General features: G+C 30.4%; 16 protein-coding genes and 1 pseudogene. 2 read left to right on the top strand and 15 right to left on the bottom strand.

What is annotated here, in order from left to right:
- The 14 genes and pseudogenes from I6E15_RS06750 to I6E15_RS06685 form a co-directional block, all read right to left on the bottom strand.
- Positions 1-77 (bottom strand): annotated as a pseudogene (locus I6E15_RS06750) (N-acetylmannosamine-6-phosphate 2-epimerase); the annotation flags it as partial.
- A gap of 18 nt (positions 78-95) precedes the next feature.
- The gene (locus tag I6E15_RS06745) at positions 96-1,004 is read right to left on the bottom strand and encodes an ROK family protein (RefSeq protein ID WP_235247089.1); all 909 of its coding nucleotides are present in this window, start codon (positions 1,002-1,004) and stop codon (positions 96-98) included.
- 11 nt (positions 1,005-1,015) lie between these two features.
- Positions 1,016-2,869 carry a TRAP transporter large permease subunit gene (locus I6E15_RS06740; protein ID WP_235247088.1) on the bottom strand — a complete coding sequence of 618 codons (1,854 nt, stop codon included), beginning with the start codon at positions 2,867-2,869 and terminating at the stop codon, positions 1,016-1,018.
- Between the two features lie 105 nt (positions 2,870-2,974).
- The gene (locus I6E15_RS06735; RefSeq protein WP_235247087.1) at positions 2,975-3,967 is read right to left on the bottom strand and encodes a sialic acid TRAP transporter substrate-binding protein SiaP; all 993 of its coding nucleotides are present in this window, start codon (positions 3,965-3,967) and stop codon (positions 2,975-2,977) included.
- Between the two features lie 22 nt (positions 3,968-3,989).
- Positions 3,990-4,997, bottom strand: coding sequence for a LacI family DNA-binding transcriptional regulator (locus I6E15_RS06730; RefSeq protein WP_235247086.1), 1,008 nt, complete (start codon positions 4,995-4,997; stop codon positions 3,990-3,992).
- 28 nt (positions 4,998-5,025) lie between these two features.
- Positions 5,026-6,156, bottom strand: a complete 1,131-nt coding sequence (locus tag I6E15_RS06725) for a cyclically-permuted mutarotase family protein (protein WP_235247085.1) — start codon at positions 6,154-6,156, stop codon at positions 5,026-5,028.
- 282 nt (positions 6,157-6,438) lie between these two features.
- Positions 6,439-8,004 carry a ribonuclease Y gene (gene rny, locus I6E15_RS06720; protein ID WP_235247084.1) on the bottom strand — a complete coding sequence of 522 codons (1,566 nt, stop codon included), beginning with the start codon at positions 8,002-8,004 and terminating at the stop codon, positions 6,439-6,441.
- A 24-nt stretch (positions 8,005-8,028) separates the two neighbouring features.
- The gene (locus I6E15_RS06715; RefSeq protein ID WP_177162219.1) at positions 8,029-8,379 is read right to left on the bottom strand and encodes an STAS domain-containing protein; all 351 of its coding nucleotides are present in this window, start codon (positions 8,377-8,379) and stop codon (positions 8,029-8,031) included.
- Positions 8,379-8,792: an ATP-binding protein gene (locus I6E15_RS06710; protein ID WP_235247083.1), complete on the bottom strand. Its 414-nt coding sequence runs from the start codon at positions 8,790-8,792 to the stop codon at positions 8,379-8,381. Before I6E15_RS06710 ends, I6E15_RS06715 begins: the two co-directional genes overlap by 1 nt.
- Entirely contained in the window at positions 8,771-9,283 is a 513-nt protein-coding gene (locus I6E15_RS06705; RefSeq protein ID WP_235247082.1) for a hypothetical protein, read from the bottom strand. Before I6E15_RS06705 ends, I6E15_RS06710 begins: the two co-directional genes overlap by 22 nt.
- A 63-nt stretch (positions 9,284-9,346) precedes the next feature.
- Positions 9,347-10,258, bottom strand: a complete 912-nt coding sequence (miaA, locus tag I6E15_RS06700) for a tRNA (adenosine(37)-N6)-dimethylallyltransferase MiaA (protein ID WP_235247081.1) — start codon at positions 10,256-10,258, stop codon at positions 9,347-9,349.
- Between the two features lie 14 nt (positions 10,259-10,272).
- Positions 10,273-11,559, bottom strand: a complete 1,287-nt coding sequence (obgE, locus tag I6E15_RS06695; protein ID WP_177162222.1) for a GTPase ObgE — start codon at positions 11,557-11,559, stop codon at positions 10,273-10,275.
- A gap of 107 nt (positions 11,560-11,666) precedes the next feature.
- Entirely contained in the window at positions 11,667-14,141 is a 2,475-nt protein-coding gene (locus I6E15_RS06690; RefSeq protein WP_235247080.1) for an AMP-binding protein, read from the bottom strand.
- A gap of 74 nt (positions 14,142-14,215) precedes the next feature.
- Positions 14,216-14,917: a murein L,D-transpeptidase catalytic domain family protein gene (locus tag I6E15_RS06685; protein ID WP_235247079.1), complete on the bottom strand. Its 702-nt coding sequence runs from the start codon at positions 14,915-14,917 to the stop codon at positions 14,216-14,218.
- Between the two features lie 104 nt (positions 14,918-15,021).
- Here I6E15_RS06685 and I6E15_RS06680 point away from each other — a divergent pair, with 104 nt between their 5' ends.
- Together I6E15_RS06680 and I6E15_RS06675 are read left to right on the top strand one after the other, a co-directional pair.
- Complete coding sequence (locus tag I6E15_RS06680) at positions 15,022-16,323, top strand: ATP-dependent nuclease (RefSeq protein ID WP_235247078.1); 1,302 nt, start codon at positions 15,022-15,024, stop codon at positions 16,321-16,323.
- 94 nt (positions 16,324-16,417) lie between these two features.
- Positions 16,418-16,876 (top strand): YhcH/YjgK/YiaL family protein, encoded by a 459-nt coding sequence (locus I6E15_RS06675; protein ID WP_177160278.1) that lies wholly within the window; start codon positions 16,418-16,420, stop codon positions 16,874-16,876.
- A gap of 79 nt (positions 16,877-16,955) precedes the next feature.
- On the opposite strand, the gene thiC is transcribed toward I6E15_RS06675, so the two are convergent.
- On the bottom strand, positions 16,956-18,236 hold the full coding sequence (gene thiC / locus I6E15_RS06670; protein ID WP_177160279.1) for a phosphomethylpyrimidine synthase ThiC: 1,281 nt from the start codon (positions 18,234-18,236) through the stop codon (positions 16,956-16,958).
- Between the last annotated feature and the right edge of the window lie 54 nt (positions 18,237-18,290).

Below are 18,290 nucleotides of genomic sequence, written 5' to 3'. Positions count from 1 at the left end.
GAACTGTGTAATGGTTCATCTGGAAGTGCTTGACAAGAAACTATTAATTTTCCTTTAACTTCTTCTAATCTATTCATTGGATTGCCTCCTATATATTATATTCTGTTTAATTTTTTTAATAATAAATATGTGGCTCCGATAAGTCCAGCATCATTTCCTAATTCAGCAAATTTTATTTGAAGGTTTTTCTTATAATTTTCGCCAATTTTTCCATCTAGACTTTTATTTATTTTATCAAGAAGATAATCACCTTGTTTTGTTACCCCACCACCAATAACTATAAGAGATGGATTAAATATATAAGATAGAGTGCTTAAACCATCTGTTAAATAATCTATCCATTCCTCTACAACATCAATTATAATTTGGTTTCCAGAATGATATAGGTCAAAGATTTGTTTTCCATTTAACTCTTTACCATATTTTTCTTTTACCATTGTAACTAAAGCCGTAGCCGAAGCATATCTTTCATAGCAACCTTTTTTACCACATAGACATTGTCTACCATTTTTTTCTATTTGAATATGTCCGAACTCTCCTGCTACACAAGTATCTCCTCTTAAAAGTTCATCATTTAAAACAATTCCTCCACCAATTCCAGTTCCTATTGTAAGACATAAGAAATCTCTTTTTCCTTTGGCAGCCCCTATCCATTTTTCTCCAAGAGCGGCACAGTTTACGTCATTTTCAAGAACTGCTGGCAGATTAAATTTTTCTTCTAATCTTTCTACTAAATTTGTTCCTATCCAACCAGGAATTATAGGATTTCCTCCTATAACTTTCCCAATGCTTCCATCTATTTGACCTGTTCCAGAAACTGCTATTCCTAAAATCTCCTCATCTAAATAATCCTCTATGACTTTAGAAATATTTATAAACAGATTTTCTACACCTTTAGATGCTTCAGTAGGAATTTCACCTTTTTTAAGGATATCTCCCTCTAAAGAAAGTAAAGCGTATTTTATCATTGTTCCACCAATATCTATTCCTACTATTTTTTTCATTTCAGACCTCACTATTTACCTAATATTAAATATGGTAAGAATGTAACTATTTCTGGGAATACCGTTATAAATACAAGTGTTAAGAATATTGGTACCAAGAATGGTAGAACACCTTTTGTAACTGTTGAAACTGACATTTTTCCAACTTGAGCAACAACGAATAAAGCCATTCCCATTGGAGGAGTTAAAATTCCTATCATCATGTTAAGAGTTGTCATAACTCCAAAGAATATTAAATCTATTCCAACTTCTGCTGCTACTGGTATTAACATTGGCAATACTAAGAATTGTAATGCTAAAGCATCAATAAACATTCCTAAGAATAGAAGTAATAAGTTAATCATTACTAATACTGTTAATGGAGAATGTGCATATTGCATAAAGATTTCAGCTATTTTCATTGCTGTTTGTTCTCTAGCTATCATATCTCCAAAGAATGTAACTGATATGATCATTAAACAAGTAACTCCACTAACTGACATTGCTTCAACACAGTGAGCGAAGAAAGATTTTAAAGTTAATTCTTTATAAATAAATGCTCCTAAGAATACTGAGTAAGCTGCTGCGATTATAGCTGCTTCTGTTGGAGTAAACTTACCTGTAAATATTCCTCCGATTATAATAATTGGAGTAAGTAATGACCAGAAAGATTCTTTAAAAGCTTTTACTTGTTCTTTAAAAGTTGCTTTTTTAGCTTTTTTGTATCCTCTTTTTTTACAAATAGCATAACACATTACCATAAGAGCTAAAGTTGTTAAAACCCCTGGAACAAATCCTGCCAAGAATAATTTAGCAATAGATTGGTTTGCAATAACTCCATATATAATCATTGAAATGCTTGGTGGAACTAATGGTCCGATGATACAAGATGCTGCTGTGATACCTCCACAAAGGTCATCACCATATCCTTCATCTCTCATTGCTTTTATTTCAAGTTGTCCAAGTCCTCCAGCATCTGCTATAGCTGATCCTGACATTCCTGAGAAAATAAGAGAAGCTGCAACGTTAACATGTGCCATACCACCTGTATAGTGTCCTAATATTGCTTTTGCAAAGTTAAATATTTTTTCTGTTATTCCAGCACCATTCATTAATATTCCTGTTAAAATAAAGAATGGAACTGAGATTAAACTGAAACTGTTTAAACTGTCAACAAGTTTTGCTGAAGCAAACATCGCTACATTCCATCTACTCATACTGAAGTATAAGATAGTTGCTATCATTAGAGACCAACCAACTGGAACTCCTACAAACATTATTACTAACCAAGCTATTATTGCTATAACACCAGCATTGTCTCCTAAATCAAAGTAGTTTGCTGGGCTTAATGCTCTAAACATACCAGGATTTACAGCAAGTCCTACAAGTATTAATACAAATAAACCAATAAATACTTTTGTTGGGATAAATACTTTTCCTTCTTTATAGTTGTCTGCATAAGCTTGGAAGAAACGAATCATCATTAAGAAAGAGATTGCGTACATTGCTAAATACATCCATCCAGAAGAAACATTAAGAGTTACTATTTCAAATATCCATTTTTTAGCAACCAGATATTTTCCGAACCAACCCATACAAATAATACAAGCAAATATTATTATTTGGCTAATAGTAAATATTACTTTTTGTACTACTGGAGAAAAACGAGTAAATAAAAAATCTATAAAAATATGTTGTTGTTTTCTAATTCCAATACTAATTCCTAACATCGCTACATAAACGAATATTAGTCTAGCTAATTCCTCACTCCACACTAACGGAGTTCTTATAACTTGTCTAAAAAATACTTGCAATACAAGAATCGCAAATATAACTACGAAAAGACTTCCTCCTATATATTCCTCAAGTTTATCAAATTTTTTCATTAACTTTCCCACCTTTTTATTTTTTATCTAATAGTAAATTTCTAGTGACCCCCTAAGAAGCCACTAGAAATATAAATTTAAGTATAAAATTTTATGTTTCTTTTATTATTTTACTAGTGCTGATATTTCGTCAACTGCTTTTTGTCCAACAGCTTTGTTTTTAGCTATATATTTGTCATATGCAGGTTTCATAGCAGCTTTAAATTCGTCTAAGTTAGGTTCTGTAATAGTTACACCTTGTTGTTTGAAGAATTCTTTTAAGTTTGCTTCTTCATCTACGAATAATTTTGTATGATAATCTGCTGCCGCTACTGCTGCGTCTTTTACAACTTGTTGTAAGTCAGCTGGTAAGCTTTCTAAAGTCATGCTTGAAACTATGTATACTTGGTCATTTAAGATATGGTTAGTCATAGCTAAGTATGGTTGTACTTCATAGAATTTTTGAGCTTTAACTGCTGATAATGGGTTTTCTTGTCCATCAACTGAGTTTGTTTGTAGAGCTAAGTAAACTTCAGAGAAAGCCATTGGTGTAGGAGCTGCTCCTGAATATTTAGCATAGTCTAAGTTTGAACTTGCATTAGGAACTCTTAATTTAAGATCTTTCATATCTTTTATAGAGTTGATTGCTCTGTTAGAAGTTGTTTGTCTTGTTCCGTTGTATGCTTGAGCAAGAACTTTAATTCCTAATTGAGAATCGATTTTTTCTAATAAGTCTTTACCAAAGTCTGTTTCGAAAGTTGCTCTATGAACGTGATCAAAGTCTTTTATCATATATGGTAAAGAGAATACTTCTGCTTCTGGGAAGAATAATTGGAATCTTGCCATTTCAGCGAAAGTGAAGTCTAATGCTCCTCCTGATAATTGTTCGATCATACTTCTGTCGTCTCCTAATTGTCCGTCAGCGTATAAAGCTAATTTGATTTGTCCGTTTGATTTTTCTGCTAATTGTTTTGCGAAGAATTCTGCACCTTTATATTCGTTAGATGAAGTTCCTGCAACCATTCCCATTTTTAATTTGTATTCTTTTGCTAGAGCGTCAGTTGTCATAACTCCAAATAACATTGCTCCGATACCTAATAATGTAACTGCTTTTTTCATAATCTTTGTCCACCCCTTTATTTTATTCATCTGCTAAGTTTTCCAAAAATATTATTCTTGGTTTTAAAACTTCCCATTTATTAACTATTTCATAGTTTCTTATAACTTGATCAAATATTTTTTTTCCGGCTGTATACCCTTCTAAAAAAACTTGTTCTTTTACTGTAGCTGTAACCACTTTATTTTTTATCAATTTTTTTATCAAATCGTCCATTCCATTGGTAACTATTTTTTTACCAATCAGTAATTTTTTAGGAATTTTATTTAAACTATCTTGAGAATATCTGTTTATATATATTCCTTTGATATCATCTTCTTCACAATATTTCTGAACTATCCCTATTGTACTTTCAACGCTATTTCCTTTAATCGGTCCTATTATGTCTAAATCTGATCCTTTTATTTTGGAAACAAATCCATCTAAATAAGCCTTTGAAGATACTTTATCGTCTCCATTATCAATAATCAATATCTTTTCTTTATCTCTCAAAATATTACACATTATCTCCCCTGCTATTCTGCCCATCTTTTTATAATCAGGTCCTACATGTAATATATCTTTGTGAAGTCTCATTCCTAAAGAAATAACTTTTAGATTTTCTAAATATGGTTTTAAAATTTTATATATTTTCTCTTTTGCTAGAGGAGTAATTATGAGTCCTCCTATATCGTCTTCTAATAAAATCTCTTTTAATTTTCTTAGTTGAAGTTCTTCGTCATTAATATCTGTTTGAATGATTTTTATAGACATATTGTAAGGTCTAAATTCTTTTTCAGCTTCACAGATTCCATCATATATCCCTTTGGTATAAAACTCATTTTTAGATTTAACCACAAGGGCATATATGACTTTTCTTGTTTTTAATGCTAGTGTACTTCCGATATAGTTCTTCTCATAATTATATTTCTCTACTAGCTCCATTATTTTATCTTTTGTTTCTTTTTTTATAGAAGGACTTCCATTAATAGCTCTTGCCACAGTTGTTCTACTTATTCCTAATTTTTCAGCTATCTCCTTTTGAGTAACCATACCCGTCTCCTTCTATTGTGTTATGCAATTATTTTCTTATGATTGTTCCAGTAAACATTCTGTCTGTTCTTACACCTGGTTTGATTTCTCCATTTATTGAGTAAACTTTATCTCCGATTATTGCTAATCCTTCTCCACATGGAGCGTCAAATGGTATTTCACCTAAAGTTCTCCATTCGTTTTTAACTGAGTTGTAAACTAAGATATTTCTGTTCCAGTTGTATTGATGAGGTTCTGCTCCAAAATATTCAGCTTTGTACTCTGCTAATTCTTTTCCTTTTAATGTTCCTAAGAAGTGGTTAGCGTCGTTCCATAATTGTCTGTTGAATCCTCCGATTACTAACATTTCAGATTCGTTTAATTTTACTGATCCAGCACCTAATAAACAGATTCCTTCTCCGTCTAATTCTACATCAGCAACTCTTGTCCATTCTTTTGTATCGAAGTTATATTTGTATCCGTCTGTGTAAGCTACTGAAGAACCTCCACTGAATACATATAATTCTCCGTTTAATATTTGTCCTACAACTTGTGTTCTTTGTTCTGCTCCTGGAACTGGTGCTAATTCTTTAGCTTCTTTTGTAGCTAAGTCATATTCCCAGAATTTGTTGCTTCCTTTTCCGTTTTGTTTTCCAGCATAGATGTAAACTTTTCCGTCTTTTTCTACAGCTCCACCGTTTTGTAATGTGAATGGTAAATCTCCTACTTTTTCAACGCTTAATTTTCCATCTACTACTTTTGCTAATAATACGTCGTTATCTGCTTCAGGATTTGTTGATCCTCCAAAGTAATAAACTCCGTCTTTAGTTGTTACAGATGCTCCGTAACCGATTTCGTTTTCCCAGTTGATATGGTCTACTGTTGTTAATTTAGTTCCATTTGCTTCTAATAAGTAAATATCAGAGTAAGTTTTTTTAGCTCCACCCTTTTCATTTGGTACAAATGGGAAGTTTGCTCCTCCACCAACGATTATATATTTATCGCTTACTACTCCACACATTACTCCTGCTACTCCATAGTTTTTCTCAAATCCTTTTTGAGCTGGTAAGTTTCCTGCGTGTTCCCAAGTGATTTTTTTCTCTACGTTAGGAGCTTTAACATTTGTACATCCAGTTAAAGCTAAAATAGATATAATTGATACTAAAGCAAATTTTTTCATACAATCCCTCCAATATTTATATATGTTTTTTGACACAAAATTGTTCTCGTGTTCATCTACTTAAAATATACCCTTTTTTTTACAAATTGTCAATAGTTTTTTTAAATTTTTTCACATTTTATTTTAAAAAAAAATATTTTTTCTTATTTCAGAACACTGTTTTTAACATTTCTTTGATTTTTTCTGTTTCCGAAATTATTATTTTATTATTTTTTTGTATAAAAAAACCTGACATATTTTCTATATCAGGTTTAATTTTATAATTATTTTTTATTTTATTTTCTATCTTGCGTATTCTGTAGCTCTTGTTTCTCTTAAGATAGTTACTTTTATTTGTCCAGGATATTGCATTGTATCTTCGATTTTTTTAGCCATATCTCTAGCCATTATTATAGCTTCATCATCAGAGATTGTTTCAGGATTTACAACAATTCTCATCTCTCTACCAGCTTGGATAGCATAAGAAGATTCTACTCCTTTAAATGAGTTTGCTATCTCTTCAAGAGAAGCAAGTCTCTTTAAGTAAGCAGATAATGTTTCTCTTCTTGAACCTGGTCTTGAAGCTGATACAGCGTCAGCAGCTTGAACAAGAACAGCCTCAACTGTTTTCTTTTCAACTTCGTTATGATGTCCCATAACAGCATTGATAACATCTTCTTTTTCTCCAAATTTTCTTAAAAATTCTCCACCAATTATAGCGTGAGAAGATTCTGTTTCGTGGTCTAATACTTTTCCTATATCGTGTAATAGTCCTCCTCTTTTTGCAAGTTTTACATTGCAACCAAGCTCAGCTGCTAATGTTCCACAAAGTTTAGCAACTTCTATTGAGTGAACTAACACGTTTTGTCCATAACTTGTTCTATATTTTAATTTTCCTAAAGTTTTAACAATTTCTGGGTGAAGTCCTTGGATTCCAACTTCTAATAATGCTTGTTCTCCAGCATCTATTATATCTTTTTCGATTTCTTTTCTAGCTTTATTTACAAGCTCTTCTATTTTACCTGGGTGGATTCTTCCATCAGATATTAATTTATCAATTGCTCTTTTTGCAATTTCTCTTTTTACACCATCATAACTTGAAAGTACCACTGCTTCTGGAGTATCGTCAATTATTACGTCAACACCAGTAAGTGATTCTATAGTTCTTATATTTCTTCCCTCTCTTCCGATGATTCTTCCTTTCATCTCATCATTAGGAAGATTTACAACAGAAACTGTTGAGTCAACAACATATTCTGATGCAGCTTTTCCAATAGCAGTAGAAATTATTCTCTTTGCCATATCCTCTTTTGTTTCTTGTAATCTTGTTTCATATTCTTTTATAGCTACAGCTGTTTCGTGAGTTAAGCTATCTTTTAATTTTGAAATAAGAAGTTCTTTAGCTTCATTTTTAGAAAGACCTGATATTTTTTCAAGCTCTTCCTCTTCTTTTAATTTTAAAGCTTCAGCTTCTTGAATTTTTTCTTCTAATAACTCTTCTTTTTTATCAAGTTCTAAAGTTTTTTGTTCTAATTTTTCTAATTTATTATCAATATTTTCTTCTTTTCTAGTGATTCTTAACTCTTTTTGTAATATTTCATTTTTAGAAGCTTTTATCTCTTTTTCAGCTTCCTCTTTTATTTGATATGCTATCTCTTTAGCTTTTAATTCTATATCTTTTTTTATAATTAAAGACTCAGCTTCAGCATTTTTAATTATTTCTTTTGCTTTTACTTTTCCTTTTAATTGCTCGTCTTCCATATTTTTTAATTCTTCTATTTTTTTATCTATAACAGACTTTTTATAAAGCATTGCAAATACTATACTAAGTCCGATTATTCCTAATCCTACTCCTAATATATAATCCATATCTATCCTTTCTTAAACTCCCTTTTATTTTTTATAGCTTTCTAACGCTCCATTTTCTTCATCATATATTTCAAATAACTCATCTAATCCTATCATTTCAAAAATAGATTTTATATGTTCACTTAGTTTAACTAATTTGATATCTCCTCCTGCTTCTCTTGCAGATTTTAATTTTCCTCTAAGGATTCCTAAAGCTAAACTGTTGATATGTACTACCTCTTCAAAGTTTATGATAAATTTATTTTCTCCATCTTCCATGTCTTGAGATATTTTATCTTTTAATTGAGGAGCAACTAAAGCGTCTAATTCTCCACTTACATTGATTATTACTACTCCGTCTTCTCTTTTTTCAACTAAACTAAATTCTGTATTCATTATTTATTTTCCTCCTTCACTCTCTTTTCAACTTTGAATTTTGTTCCATTTACTTTTTTTTCAATTTTAAAATTATCTGACATTTTTTTGGCAATTCTTAACCCCATTCCACCTTCTTCTTTACTAACTTTAGTATCGTCAAAACCAACTCCATTATCCTCTACTACAAGTTTTATAAGATTTTCATCTTTTTCAACTGTGATAATAAGCTCCCCTGGTTTATATTGATACCCATGTTCTACTACGTTGGTAGCCAGCTCATCTGTTATAGTTAAAATCTCCATTATACTACGGTCATCTATCTTGTAACTTGTTAAGTATGCCCTTATTAATGACCTAACAACAGATAAATTTTCTAAGGTAGATGGAACTAGAATTTTTATTTCATTTTTTAAAAATTCTTTACTCTCCACCCTTCAATCCTCCATTTACTCTCTTTTAGTTTGTACTCAACTGATAAATACATTACTTGATCTAAATACACTAGCCCTATCACATTAGACGCAGTATTTTTATAAAATTTCGGCTTTCCAATAATAATTTTGTGATAAGAAAAATCATTTTCTTTCAAAATTTTTATAAGTTCTCTATTTTTTATTGTATTTGCAAAATCTTTTTCAATCCTGTCGATTCTATGTGTTTTAATAGAAACCTCTATTTTATTAAGCAAAGTTTCTAAATCTTTTTTAGCTTGATTTTTAGCTAGTAGATCTTTATTTAATTCATCTGCTAATTCTTTGTTATACGTGTGGATTTCTTGGATTTTATATTCCAAATCACTTAATTTCCAGTTATCTAGGTATTGTTTACAAATCGCAATATCATTTTTCTGATTTTTATCTATTTGTGTATTAGAACACCCCATAAAAATCAAAACTACAACTAAAAATAGTAATTTCTTCATATTTTCCTCCCAAAATCTCATTCTATAATATACCATAACTCGCTGGTTTTATCAAGTTAATTATTATTTTAATTCTTTTAAGTATAAATTTTTTATAGATTCCAATATTTCATTTTCACTATCTTTATCTAAATCAAACCAGATATAATCCTTTTGATTTCTAAACCAAGTAAGTTGTCTTTTAGCATAGTGTCTTGAATTTTTCTTTATATCGTCTATTGCCTTTTCTAAGCTTATTCTTCCCTCGAAATAATCAATAAGCTCTGAATAACCTATTATATTTATTTTTTTTAGAGTTTCACCACCATATTTTTTGAAAAGCGCCTCTGCCTCTTTAAGAAGTCCTGCCTCCATCATAATATCCACTCTTTTATTTATTCTTTCATAAAGATGTTCTCTATCTCTCATAAGACAAACTTTCAAAAAAGAATAGTTATTATTTTTTATATTTTTCTTAGAAAGCTCTGAAAATTTTTGATTTGTAATAAGACATACTTCCAAAGCTCTCTCAACTCTTTTTCTATTATTTATATGGATAGTTTCTGCACTCTCTGGGTCAAGCTCTTTTAATTTTTCAAAAAGCTCCTCTATTGGCATTTCACTTAATTTATTTCTTAAAATTTCATCTGCTGATGGTAAATCTGATAAACCATCTGTTATTGAGTTGATGTACAACCCTGTTCCACCTGTAAGAATCACATTTTTATTCTCTTTTTCTAAAGTTTTTAGGATTTCATCAACATCTTTTTGATAATCTCCAACACTATATTTTTTTGTCGGCTCTAGTACATCAAGCATATGGTGTTTTATTCCCATCATTTCAGACTCAGATATTTTAGCAGTTCCAATATCCATTCCTTTATATACTTGAGCTGAGTCAGCAGAAATTATCTCACAATCTAAAGCTTCAGCTAATTTTAAAGACAAATCTGTTTTTCCAACTCCAGTTGGACCTGCAATAACTATCCCTTTCATAAAAACTCCTATTCTTATTCTACATACTCAAATTCTACGTCTATAATTCTAACTGTATCTCCGTCAACAGCTCCAGCTTCTCTTAAAGCCTCTTCCATTCCAAGATTTTTTAACATATGAACAAAAGTGATAACTGATTCTTCGTCGTAAGTGATAACATATTTTGATAATACTCCGTCAACCATAGCTCCTTCAACTTGGAATACTCCATCTTCATCTTGAGTGATAATGAATGGAGCTTTGTCAGTTTTTTGAGCTCTTATTACTTTTAATACATCTTCCTCTTCTTCTAAAGGTTCTCTTTCTATTTTTTCAAGTAGATTATAAGTATCTCCTATAACTTCTTTGATACCATCTCCTAAGATTACAGAGATTGGATAAACTTTCGCTCCTCTTTCCTCTACATATTTTTTGAACTCTTCATATTTTTCCATTTCCCATAATAAGTCCATTTTATTAGCAAGAACGATTTGTTTTTTGTTAGCTAATTTTTCACTGAATTTTCTTAATTCTTCGTTGATTTTATTATAATCGTCAATAGGGTCTCTTCCCTCAATTCCAGCCACGTCAACTATATGATAAATCATTTTACATCTTTCGATATGTCTTAAGAATTTATCTCCAAGTCCAACTCCTTCACTTGCTCCTTCAATAAGTCCTGGAATATCAGCAATAACAAAAGATTTTCCCTCTGCCATTCTGATTACTCCAAGTTTTGGTTCTAGAGTTGTGAAGTGATAAGCTCCAACTTTTGATTTTGCAGCTGATACTTTGTTGATAAAACTTGATTTTCCAACAGATGGATATCCAACTAAAGCTACGTCTGCTAAAAGTTTTAACTCAAGTTTTACTTTTACTTCTGCTCCCTCTCTACCTTTTTCTGCCATTTTTGGAGCTTTTCTTATAGAGTTTTTAAAGTGTTCGTTACCAAATCCACCTTTTCCTCCTCTTAAGAAAACTCTTGTTTGGTTAGGTGTGTTCATATCAAGTAAAAGTTTTCCACTTTCTAAGTCTCTAACTTGAGTACCAACAGGAACTTTTATTACTAAGTCCTCTCCATTTTTACCAAAACATCTTTTTTTAGCTCCGTTTCCACCATTTTCAGCAGCGAATTTCTTTTTAAATTTGAAATCGATAAGAGTATTGATATTTGGGTCAGCTAAAAATATAACGTCTCCACCTTTTCCTCCATCTCCTCCATCTGGTCCACCAAATTGGATATACTTTTCTCTTCTGAAAGTAGCAGCTCCATCTCCACCATTTCCAGCTTTTACTGTAATAATTATTTCATCTATAAACATCTATTTTATCTACCTCAACTTTCTTTAATTTTTTACAGATTTTATCTATTTTATTATATCATCTTTTGAAATAAAAAAAAAGTCCATTAACGGACTTTTTTTATTTATTATTTTTCTAATTCTTTTGCAATAATTCCTTTTATTTTTTCAGCAAATTCTTCATAAGAAAGATTTTCGTCTGGATAAACTTTTTCTAGGAATTTAACACTTAATTTTCCTGAGTGAGGATATTTTGCACTAGGTGGATATAAATCATAAGCTCCATCTATTACAAAAGGTACAACAGGGATATTTAATTCTTTTGATAATATAGCAAAGAATTTTTTAAATGTTCCCATTTTTCCATCTCTTGTTCTTGTACCCTCTGGGAAGATAACTATGTTATATCCCATTTTGAAAGCTTTTCCTAAAAGTTGCATAGAGTTTACAAGATTTTTATTTATATCAACAAGGATAATATTTGAGTTTTCTCCCATAAATTTCATATAACCTTTTTGGAAATGTTTAGATTTTGCAAAGAAACAAGTTCTATCTAAAACTCTATTTGGTAAACTTTGGTTTACAATAAATCCATCTAAGAAACTTTGATGGTTTCCAACAAAAATAACTGGCTCTTTGTTTTCTATATTTTTTAGACCTTTTTTATCCATTCTTATATAGAATGTAAATACAAGTTTTAAAACTGCTTTTACTATTTTTCCAATTGTATTAGATTTTGGGAAACCTGTTGTATCTACATCAGCTGTTAATAAATCTTTCCATTTTACATTTGAGTGAGTAACCTCTTTTGACCCATTTGCCACATACTCAGCTAAATCTTTTATTGTAGCGTGTTCTACTAAAGTTTTTTCATCTATTTTTACACCAAATGTACTTTCGATAAATGTTAAAAGCTCTACAACTTCTAGTGAATCAAGTCCTAAGTCAAGCTCTAAATGAGCTGTTGGAAGAACTGGTTTATTTTTTAGAGTTTTTATATATTTTGCAATCTCTTTATATTCCTCTGTTGTAGGCTCGTCTATTTTTTGTTGTACTTCTTCTTTTTTATTTTCTAGTAAATCCTTAAGCATAAATCTTCTGATTTTACCAATTTTTGTTTTTGGAAACTCCTCTTTTACTATCTTAACATCTAAAACTTTTTTATAACTTGGAGCTTGTCTGTTGTATTCGTCTATAACTCCCATTTTAAATGTTTCTAAAATATTTGTTACACCTTTTTCATGAAGTTTATAAAAATCTGGGTAGATTAAAGCTGTAAGTTTATTTTCATAATCTATTATAGCTATCTCTTTCATAAGGTCAGTTTTCGCACTTATCCATTGTTCTATCTCAACAGGGTTGATATTTTTTCCATTAGATAAAACTATCATCTCTTTTTTTCTTCCAGTAACATAAAGATTTTTTCCTTCAACACGTCCCAAATCTCCAGTATGGAACCAACCGTCTTTTATTACCTCTGCTGTTGCCTCAGGTTTATTGTAGTAACCTTTCATTACGTTTCTACCTTTTACTAAAATCTCTCCGTCTTCACCTATTTTAACTTCTACGTCGTTAATTATCTCTCCAGCACAACCAGGGATAACTCTATTTATAGGGGTAAAACTTACCATTGGTGCTGTTTCTGTAAGTCCATATCCTTCACAGACATCTATACCTAAAGTTAAAAAATCTCTTGAAACAACAGAGTCTAGTTTTGAACCTCCAGCAACGAAGAAACGAACTGCTCCTCCAAAACCTTCGTGAACTTTTTTAAATACAATTTTACTAAATGATTTGCTATTTATTTTCTCAGCAAGTTTAAAGATTCCTCTTGTTAAACCACTTCCATTTATTTTTTCCATTATTTTTTTGTGAAGCATTTCCCAAAGTTTTGGAACTCCTATAATGATTGTAATCTTATATTTTTTTAGAGCATCAACAAGAGCTTGTGATGAAAGTTCTTTTAAAAATACCAAAGTACAACCATGAACTATTGGAAGTAATCCTGACCCTAAAAGAGGTAGGATATGGTGCATTGGAAGTATTCCTAAAACTCTATCTTCTGAATTAAACATTTTATACTTCATAAGACCTTCTAAGTTTACTAAAAGGTTGTCAAAAGTAAGCATTACCCCTTTTGGATTTCCTGTTGTTCCAGAAGTATAAAGGATAAACATAACTTTATCTTTTTCTGTTTTCTCATCTAATTCCACAACCATATTTTCTCCGTTATAGTCAAGTGGAATATCTTCTCCAACTAATATTTCTACATTAATTCCAGCAAGTTCTACACCTTTTTTAGCTGTTTCATAATTTTTTCTTGATGTAATAATATATTTTGGTGTACAGTCTGTAAGATAATATACAAGCTCTTCACTTGTAAAACTTCCGTCTAAGTTTACAGAGATTCCTCTTTTATCAAATATAGCTAATAAACCATATAAAATCTCAGGTCTATTTTCCATAAAGACTACAACTTTGTCATCTCTTTGTATATTTAATCTCTCGGCAAAACTTTTTGCTCCTCTAGTAAGTTCTGTATAAGTTATTTTTTTATCGTCATATATTATAGCTGTTTTTTCGCTTTCCTTTAAAAAAATCACAATATTTCTCCTTTTTATATAACAGTCGTTATTAATGATTCATTATATCACAGTAGTTTTATTTTATCAATAATCTATTTTAAAAATTTACTTTTTTTAAAATATTTTTCCTCTTCTCCGTAGATAAAAAGCACTGTATTGTCTGGAATTTTTTCCATTATCTCCCTTGAAATCCCAAGTGGGAGAGCTGGACACCCCTCGGTTCTTCCCAAAAATCCATATCTTTCAATATATTTTTCCTCTGCCTCCTTTGACCCGTGAATTACAATTCCCCTTATAATAGCGTTTGAATTAAACTCCTCTTCTAAACCTTTAAGTCTTATGGAATATCCATATGCTCCATTATAATGACTTCTCGTTAAAAAAAATCCTATTGAACTTTTATATGAGTTTGGGTGGTTAGAAAAACTTATAGCTTTTTCAGCTCCACTGTTTTTTCCGTGGGTAACATAGGTTTTATATCTTATTTTTCCATTTTCTAAATCTATAAAATAAAATCTTTTTTCTATTGAATCCTTTGAAAAATCTATTATAATAATGTTATCATCATTTTTAACTTTTATTTTTCTATAACCTTTTATAGCCATTTTAAAAACATTGTAATCTAAATCTTTTTCATTTAATCTTTTGTAAAATTTATCCTCTCCAAGCTCCTTAAGAGAAGTTTTTTCTATTTTTATTTTCTCTGTATCTACCCTCTTTATATTTTTTTTACCCTCTCCATTAGCTATAATTCCAAGACTTATAAAAAGCATTGCTATGATTAATTTTTTCATTATATTATCCTTTCAAAAAATTATTTTGAATTTTTTCTATTTATATTGTAATATTAACATATAGTGAAAAATAAATCAAAATTTATTATAAAACGGAGGGGCATATGAAACTAAAATTGATTTCTATAAGAAATTGGAGAAAAATAAAAAAAATGGATATCCATTTTAATGAACTTATGCTTTTTTTAGGTCAAAGTATCGAGGGAACTAATAATGTTACTTCTGCTCTATCCTTTGCTTTTAATAAAAGTCCATTGGATATATCTGATATAGCTAAAGGCTCAGATTATGCTCAGCTAAAACTAATTTTTATAAAAAATAAACTTTCATATAAATTAAAAATCTTAATCTATAATGATATGAATGTAAAATATCTTTTGAAAACTAAAAACGAGTGGGAAGAAATAACCCACAGAGATTATATAAACTTTATAGAAGAAGTACCTTTTGTACATATCCACGGAAGAAGAGAGGGAGATTTTAAAGATGTGGCATCTTTCTTCTACAAGCTCCTTATAAAAAATCCTGAAAAATCCAAAGAGATTGAAGAAGACCTCGCTAATCTTTATCACGAAATAAATCTTGGTCACACTAATAGTGAAATTTACCGTTATCTTTTCTTTGAGTTTATCAAAAAAATAGCTTTAGATTCTTTAGATAAAAATAGAACTTTACTGGGAGATGCCACTATTTTATTTGAAGAACCAGAGCTTTATCTTAATCCACAGAAACAAAGAGAGCTTTATAACTATTTTATAAAACTTTCAAATAGAGGGGTCAATATATATTTAAAAACTTTCTCTAGTTGCTTTGTAGGGCTAAAACAATATAAATCTATCTGTATAACAAAACAAAAAGATGAAAAAATCTATCTATTCCAAACAAATAAAAATATATTTGAAGATGATGCTATAAAAGCCTTTAATATGAACTACTGGATAAATCCAGACCGTGCAGAGCTATTTTTCGCAAAAAAAGTTATATTAGTAGAGGGACAAACTGATAAAATCGTTATCTCTTTCCTTGGAAAGCTTTTAAACGTCTTTAAATATGATTATTCTATTATTGAGTGTGGTAGCAAAAGTACAATCCCACAATTTATCACTCTTTTAAACAATTTTAGTATTCCATATGTGGCTGTTTATGACAGAGATAACCACTCTTGGAGAACTGAAGAGGAGATTTTTAACTCTAACAAGAAAAATAAACAGATAAACTCTCTTATAAAAGAGGATTTAGGTTTTGCTCTTCCTTTTGAAAACGATATCGAAGAGGAAATCTATGAATCACACAGAGATAGAGGTTCTTATAAAAATAAACCTTTTACAGCTTTAAAATATATATCTGAGCCAGAATTTAAAATTTCGGCTAATTTAAAATCAAAAATAGAAAAGATATATGAATAATTTTTCATATACGGAATTATTTTCTAAGAAAAATTTTTATTTTTTAGATTTTCAAGGTATAATTAAGGTATCATAATATTATGGAGGGGTTTTGATGATAGTTGGTAAAATAAAAGATATAGAAATGTACAAAGGACTTTCTAAAAATTTAGATACTGCAATCGATAGTATCAAAAGAGGAGATTACAAAAATGGTACTCTTGGAAGAAATGAAGTAGACGGAGATAAAGTATTCTTTAATTTCCAAGAATTAGAATCTACTAAAGATTTTGAAGAGGCTTTATTTGAAACTCACAAAAAATATATAGACATTCAAGTTATCGTTGAAGGTGTTGAAAACTATGGAGTTTTACTTTCTGATGAAGGGTTAGAAGTGGCTGAGCCATTTAATGAAGAGGGAGATTTTGGACTTTTCAAAAAATATCCAGAAACTGTATTTACTCTTACTCCAGAGGATTTTATAATATTCTTCACTGATGAACCACATATGCCTTGTTTAAAAGTTGGAGAGAAAAAATCTTTAAGAAAAGCTGTTTATAAAATAGCAAAATAATTTAAAAATTAATATAGCTGTTGCAAATCTATAAAAAAATAATTTATATAAATTGCAACAGCTTTTTTATTTCCTAAATTTAATCTAAGATGTCGTTACATCTCTTCATTGGGCATAAATCTCCACACATTGTACAAACTTTTTCTTCTACAAGTGGCATTGAAGATGCTCTGTACTCTTTTGCTTTTTCTGGATCGATACATTCTTTAAATTGTCCTTCCCAATCAAGTTCTCCTCTATATTTACTCATTCTATTGTCCCAATCTCTAGCACCTTTTAGACCTTTAGCTATATCAGCTGCGTGTCCAGCTATTCTTGATGCCATTATTCCATCTTTCATATCTTGTAAAGTTGGAAGTCTTAAGTGTTCTGCTGGAGTTACATAACAAAGGAAGTCTGCTCCAGATGAGGCTGCGATAGCTCCTCCGATTGCTGCTGTAATGTGGTCATATCCTGGAGCTATATCAGTTACTAATGGTCCTAATACATAGAAAGGAGCGTTGTGACATAATTTTTTTTCTAATTGCATGTTTGTAACAATCTCGTGCATTGGAACGTGTCCAGGTCCTTCAATCATAACTTGTACATCTTTTTCCCAAGCTCTTTTTGTAAGTTCTCCTAAAATTATTAATTCTTGGATTTGTGGACCATCTGTTGAATCTTTTATACTTCCAGGTCTTAATCCGTCTCCTAAACTTAAAGTTACATCATATTTTCTACAAATTTCTAAAAGTCTGTCGTAGTGTTCATAGAAAGGATTTTCTCTGTCGTTTAATATCATCCATTGGAAAAGAATTGATCCTCCACGGCTAACTATTTTTGTAAGTCTTTTTGTATTTCTAAGTCTATCTACACAAGCTCTATTAAGTCCAGCGTGGATTGTTAAAAAGTCTATTCCATCTTCACAATGTTCTTCAACAACTTTGAATAGATCTTCAACAGTCATATCTTTTATATTTTTTCCAAGTTTTGCAACAGCGTCATACATTGGTACTGTACCTAACATAACTGAAGATTTTTCTACTAATTCTCTTCTAAATTTTTTAGTATCTCCAAATGTACTCAGATCCATTATAGCGTCTGTTCCATATTCTATAGCTTTTTGAACTTTTACCATTTCTCCACAGTAGTCACAGCAGTCTTCTGAAACTCCAAGATTTACGTTTACTTTTGTTCTTGTTCCTTCTCCTACTGCTCTTGGGTAGATGTTTTTATGATTTTTATTAGCTGGGATTACTATTGACCCTTTAGCTAATTTTTCCATAAGTTCCTCTTTTGTCATTTGCTCATCTCTTGCTACAATTTCCATTTCCTTTGTGAAAATCCCTTTTTTTGCAGCTTCCATTTGTGTTGAATACATACTTCCTCCTTAAAATCTGTAATAAAAAAAGCCCTGTACCAAAGTACAGAGCTA

This window comes from Fusobacterium perfoetens, assembly GCF_021531475.1.
Taxonomy (GTDB): domain Bacteria; phylum Fusobacteriota; class Fusobacteriia; order Fusobacteriales; family Fusobacteriaceae; genus Fusobacterium_B.
Note: the sequence above shows the minus strand (reverse complement) of the source record. Positions and strands in the feature narration are given on the sequence as shown.

Coding starts and splice junctions, on each gene's coding strand:
- I6E15_RS06685 (WP_235247079.1), bottom strand. CDS start 14,917: ATGAAAAAATTAATCATAGCAATGCTTTTTATAAGTCTTGGAATTATA.
- I6E15_RS06715 (WP_177162219.1), bottom strand. CDS start 8,379: ATGAATACAGAATTTAGTTTAGTTGAAAAAAGAGAAGACGGAGTAGTA.
- I6E15_RS06735 (WP_235247087.1), bottom strand. CDS start 3,967: ATGAAAAAAGCAGTTACATTATTAGGTATCGGAGCAATGTTATTTGGA.
- I6E15_RS06745 (WP_235247089.1), bottom strand. CDS start 1,004: ATGAAAAAAATAGTAGGAATAGATATTGGTGGAACAATGATAAAATAC.
- I6E15_RS06730 (WP_235247086.1), bottom strand. CDS start 4,997: ATGGTTACTCAAAAGGAGATAGCTGAAAAATTAGGAATAAGTAGAACA.
- miaA (WP_235247081.1), bottom strand. CDS start 10,258: ATGAAAGGGATAGTTATTGCAGGTCCAACTGGAGTTGGAAAAACAGAT.
- thiC (WP_177160279.1), bottom strand. CDS start 18,236: ATGTATTCAACACAAATGGAAGCTGCAAAAAAAGGGATTTTCACAAAG.
- rny (WP_235247084.1), bottom strand. CDS start 8,004: ATGGATTATATATTAGGAGTAGGATTAGGAATAATCGGACTTAGTATA.
- I6E15_RS06675 (WP_177160278.1), top strand. CDS start 16,418: ATGATAGTTGGTAAAATAAAAGATATAGAAATGTACAAAGGACTTTCT.
- obgE (WP_177162222.1), bottom strand. CDS start 11,559: ATGTTTATAGATGAAATAATTATTACAGTAAAAGCTGGAAATGGTGGA.
- I6E15_RS06680 (WP_235247078.1), top strand. CDS start 15,022: ATGAAACTAAAATTGATTTCTATAAGAAATTGGAGAAAAATAAAAAAA.
- I6E15_RS06740 (WP_235247088.1), bottom strand. CDS start 2,869: ATGAAAAAATTTGATAAACTTGAGGAATATATAGGAGGAAGTCTTTTC.
- I6E15_RS06725 (WP_235247085.1), bottom strand. CDS start 6,156: ATGAAAAAATTTGCTTTAGTATCAATTATATCTATTTTAGCTTTAACT.
- I6E15_RS06705 (WP_235247082.1), bottom strand. CDS start 9,283: ATGAAGAAATTACTATTTTTAGTTGTAGTTTTGATTTTTATGGGGTGT.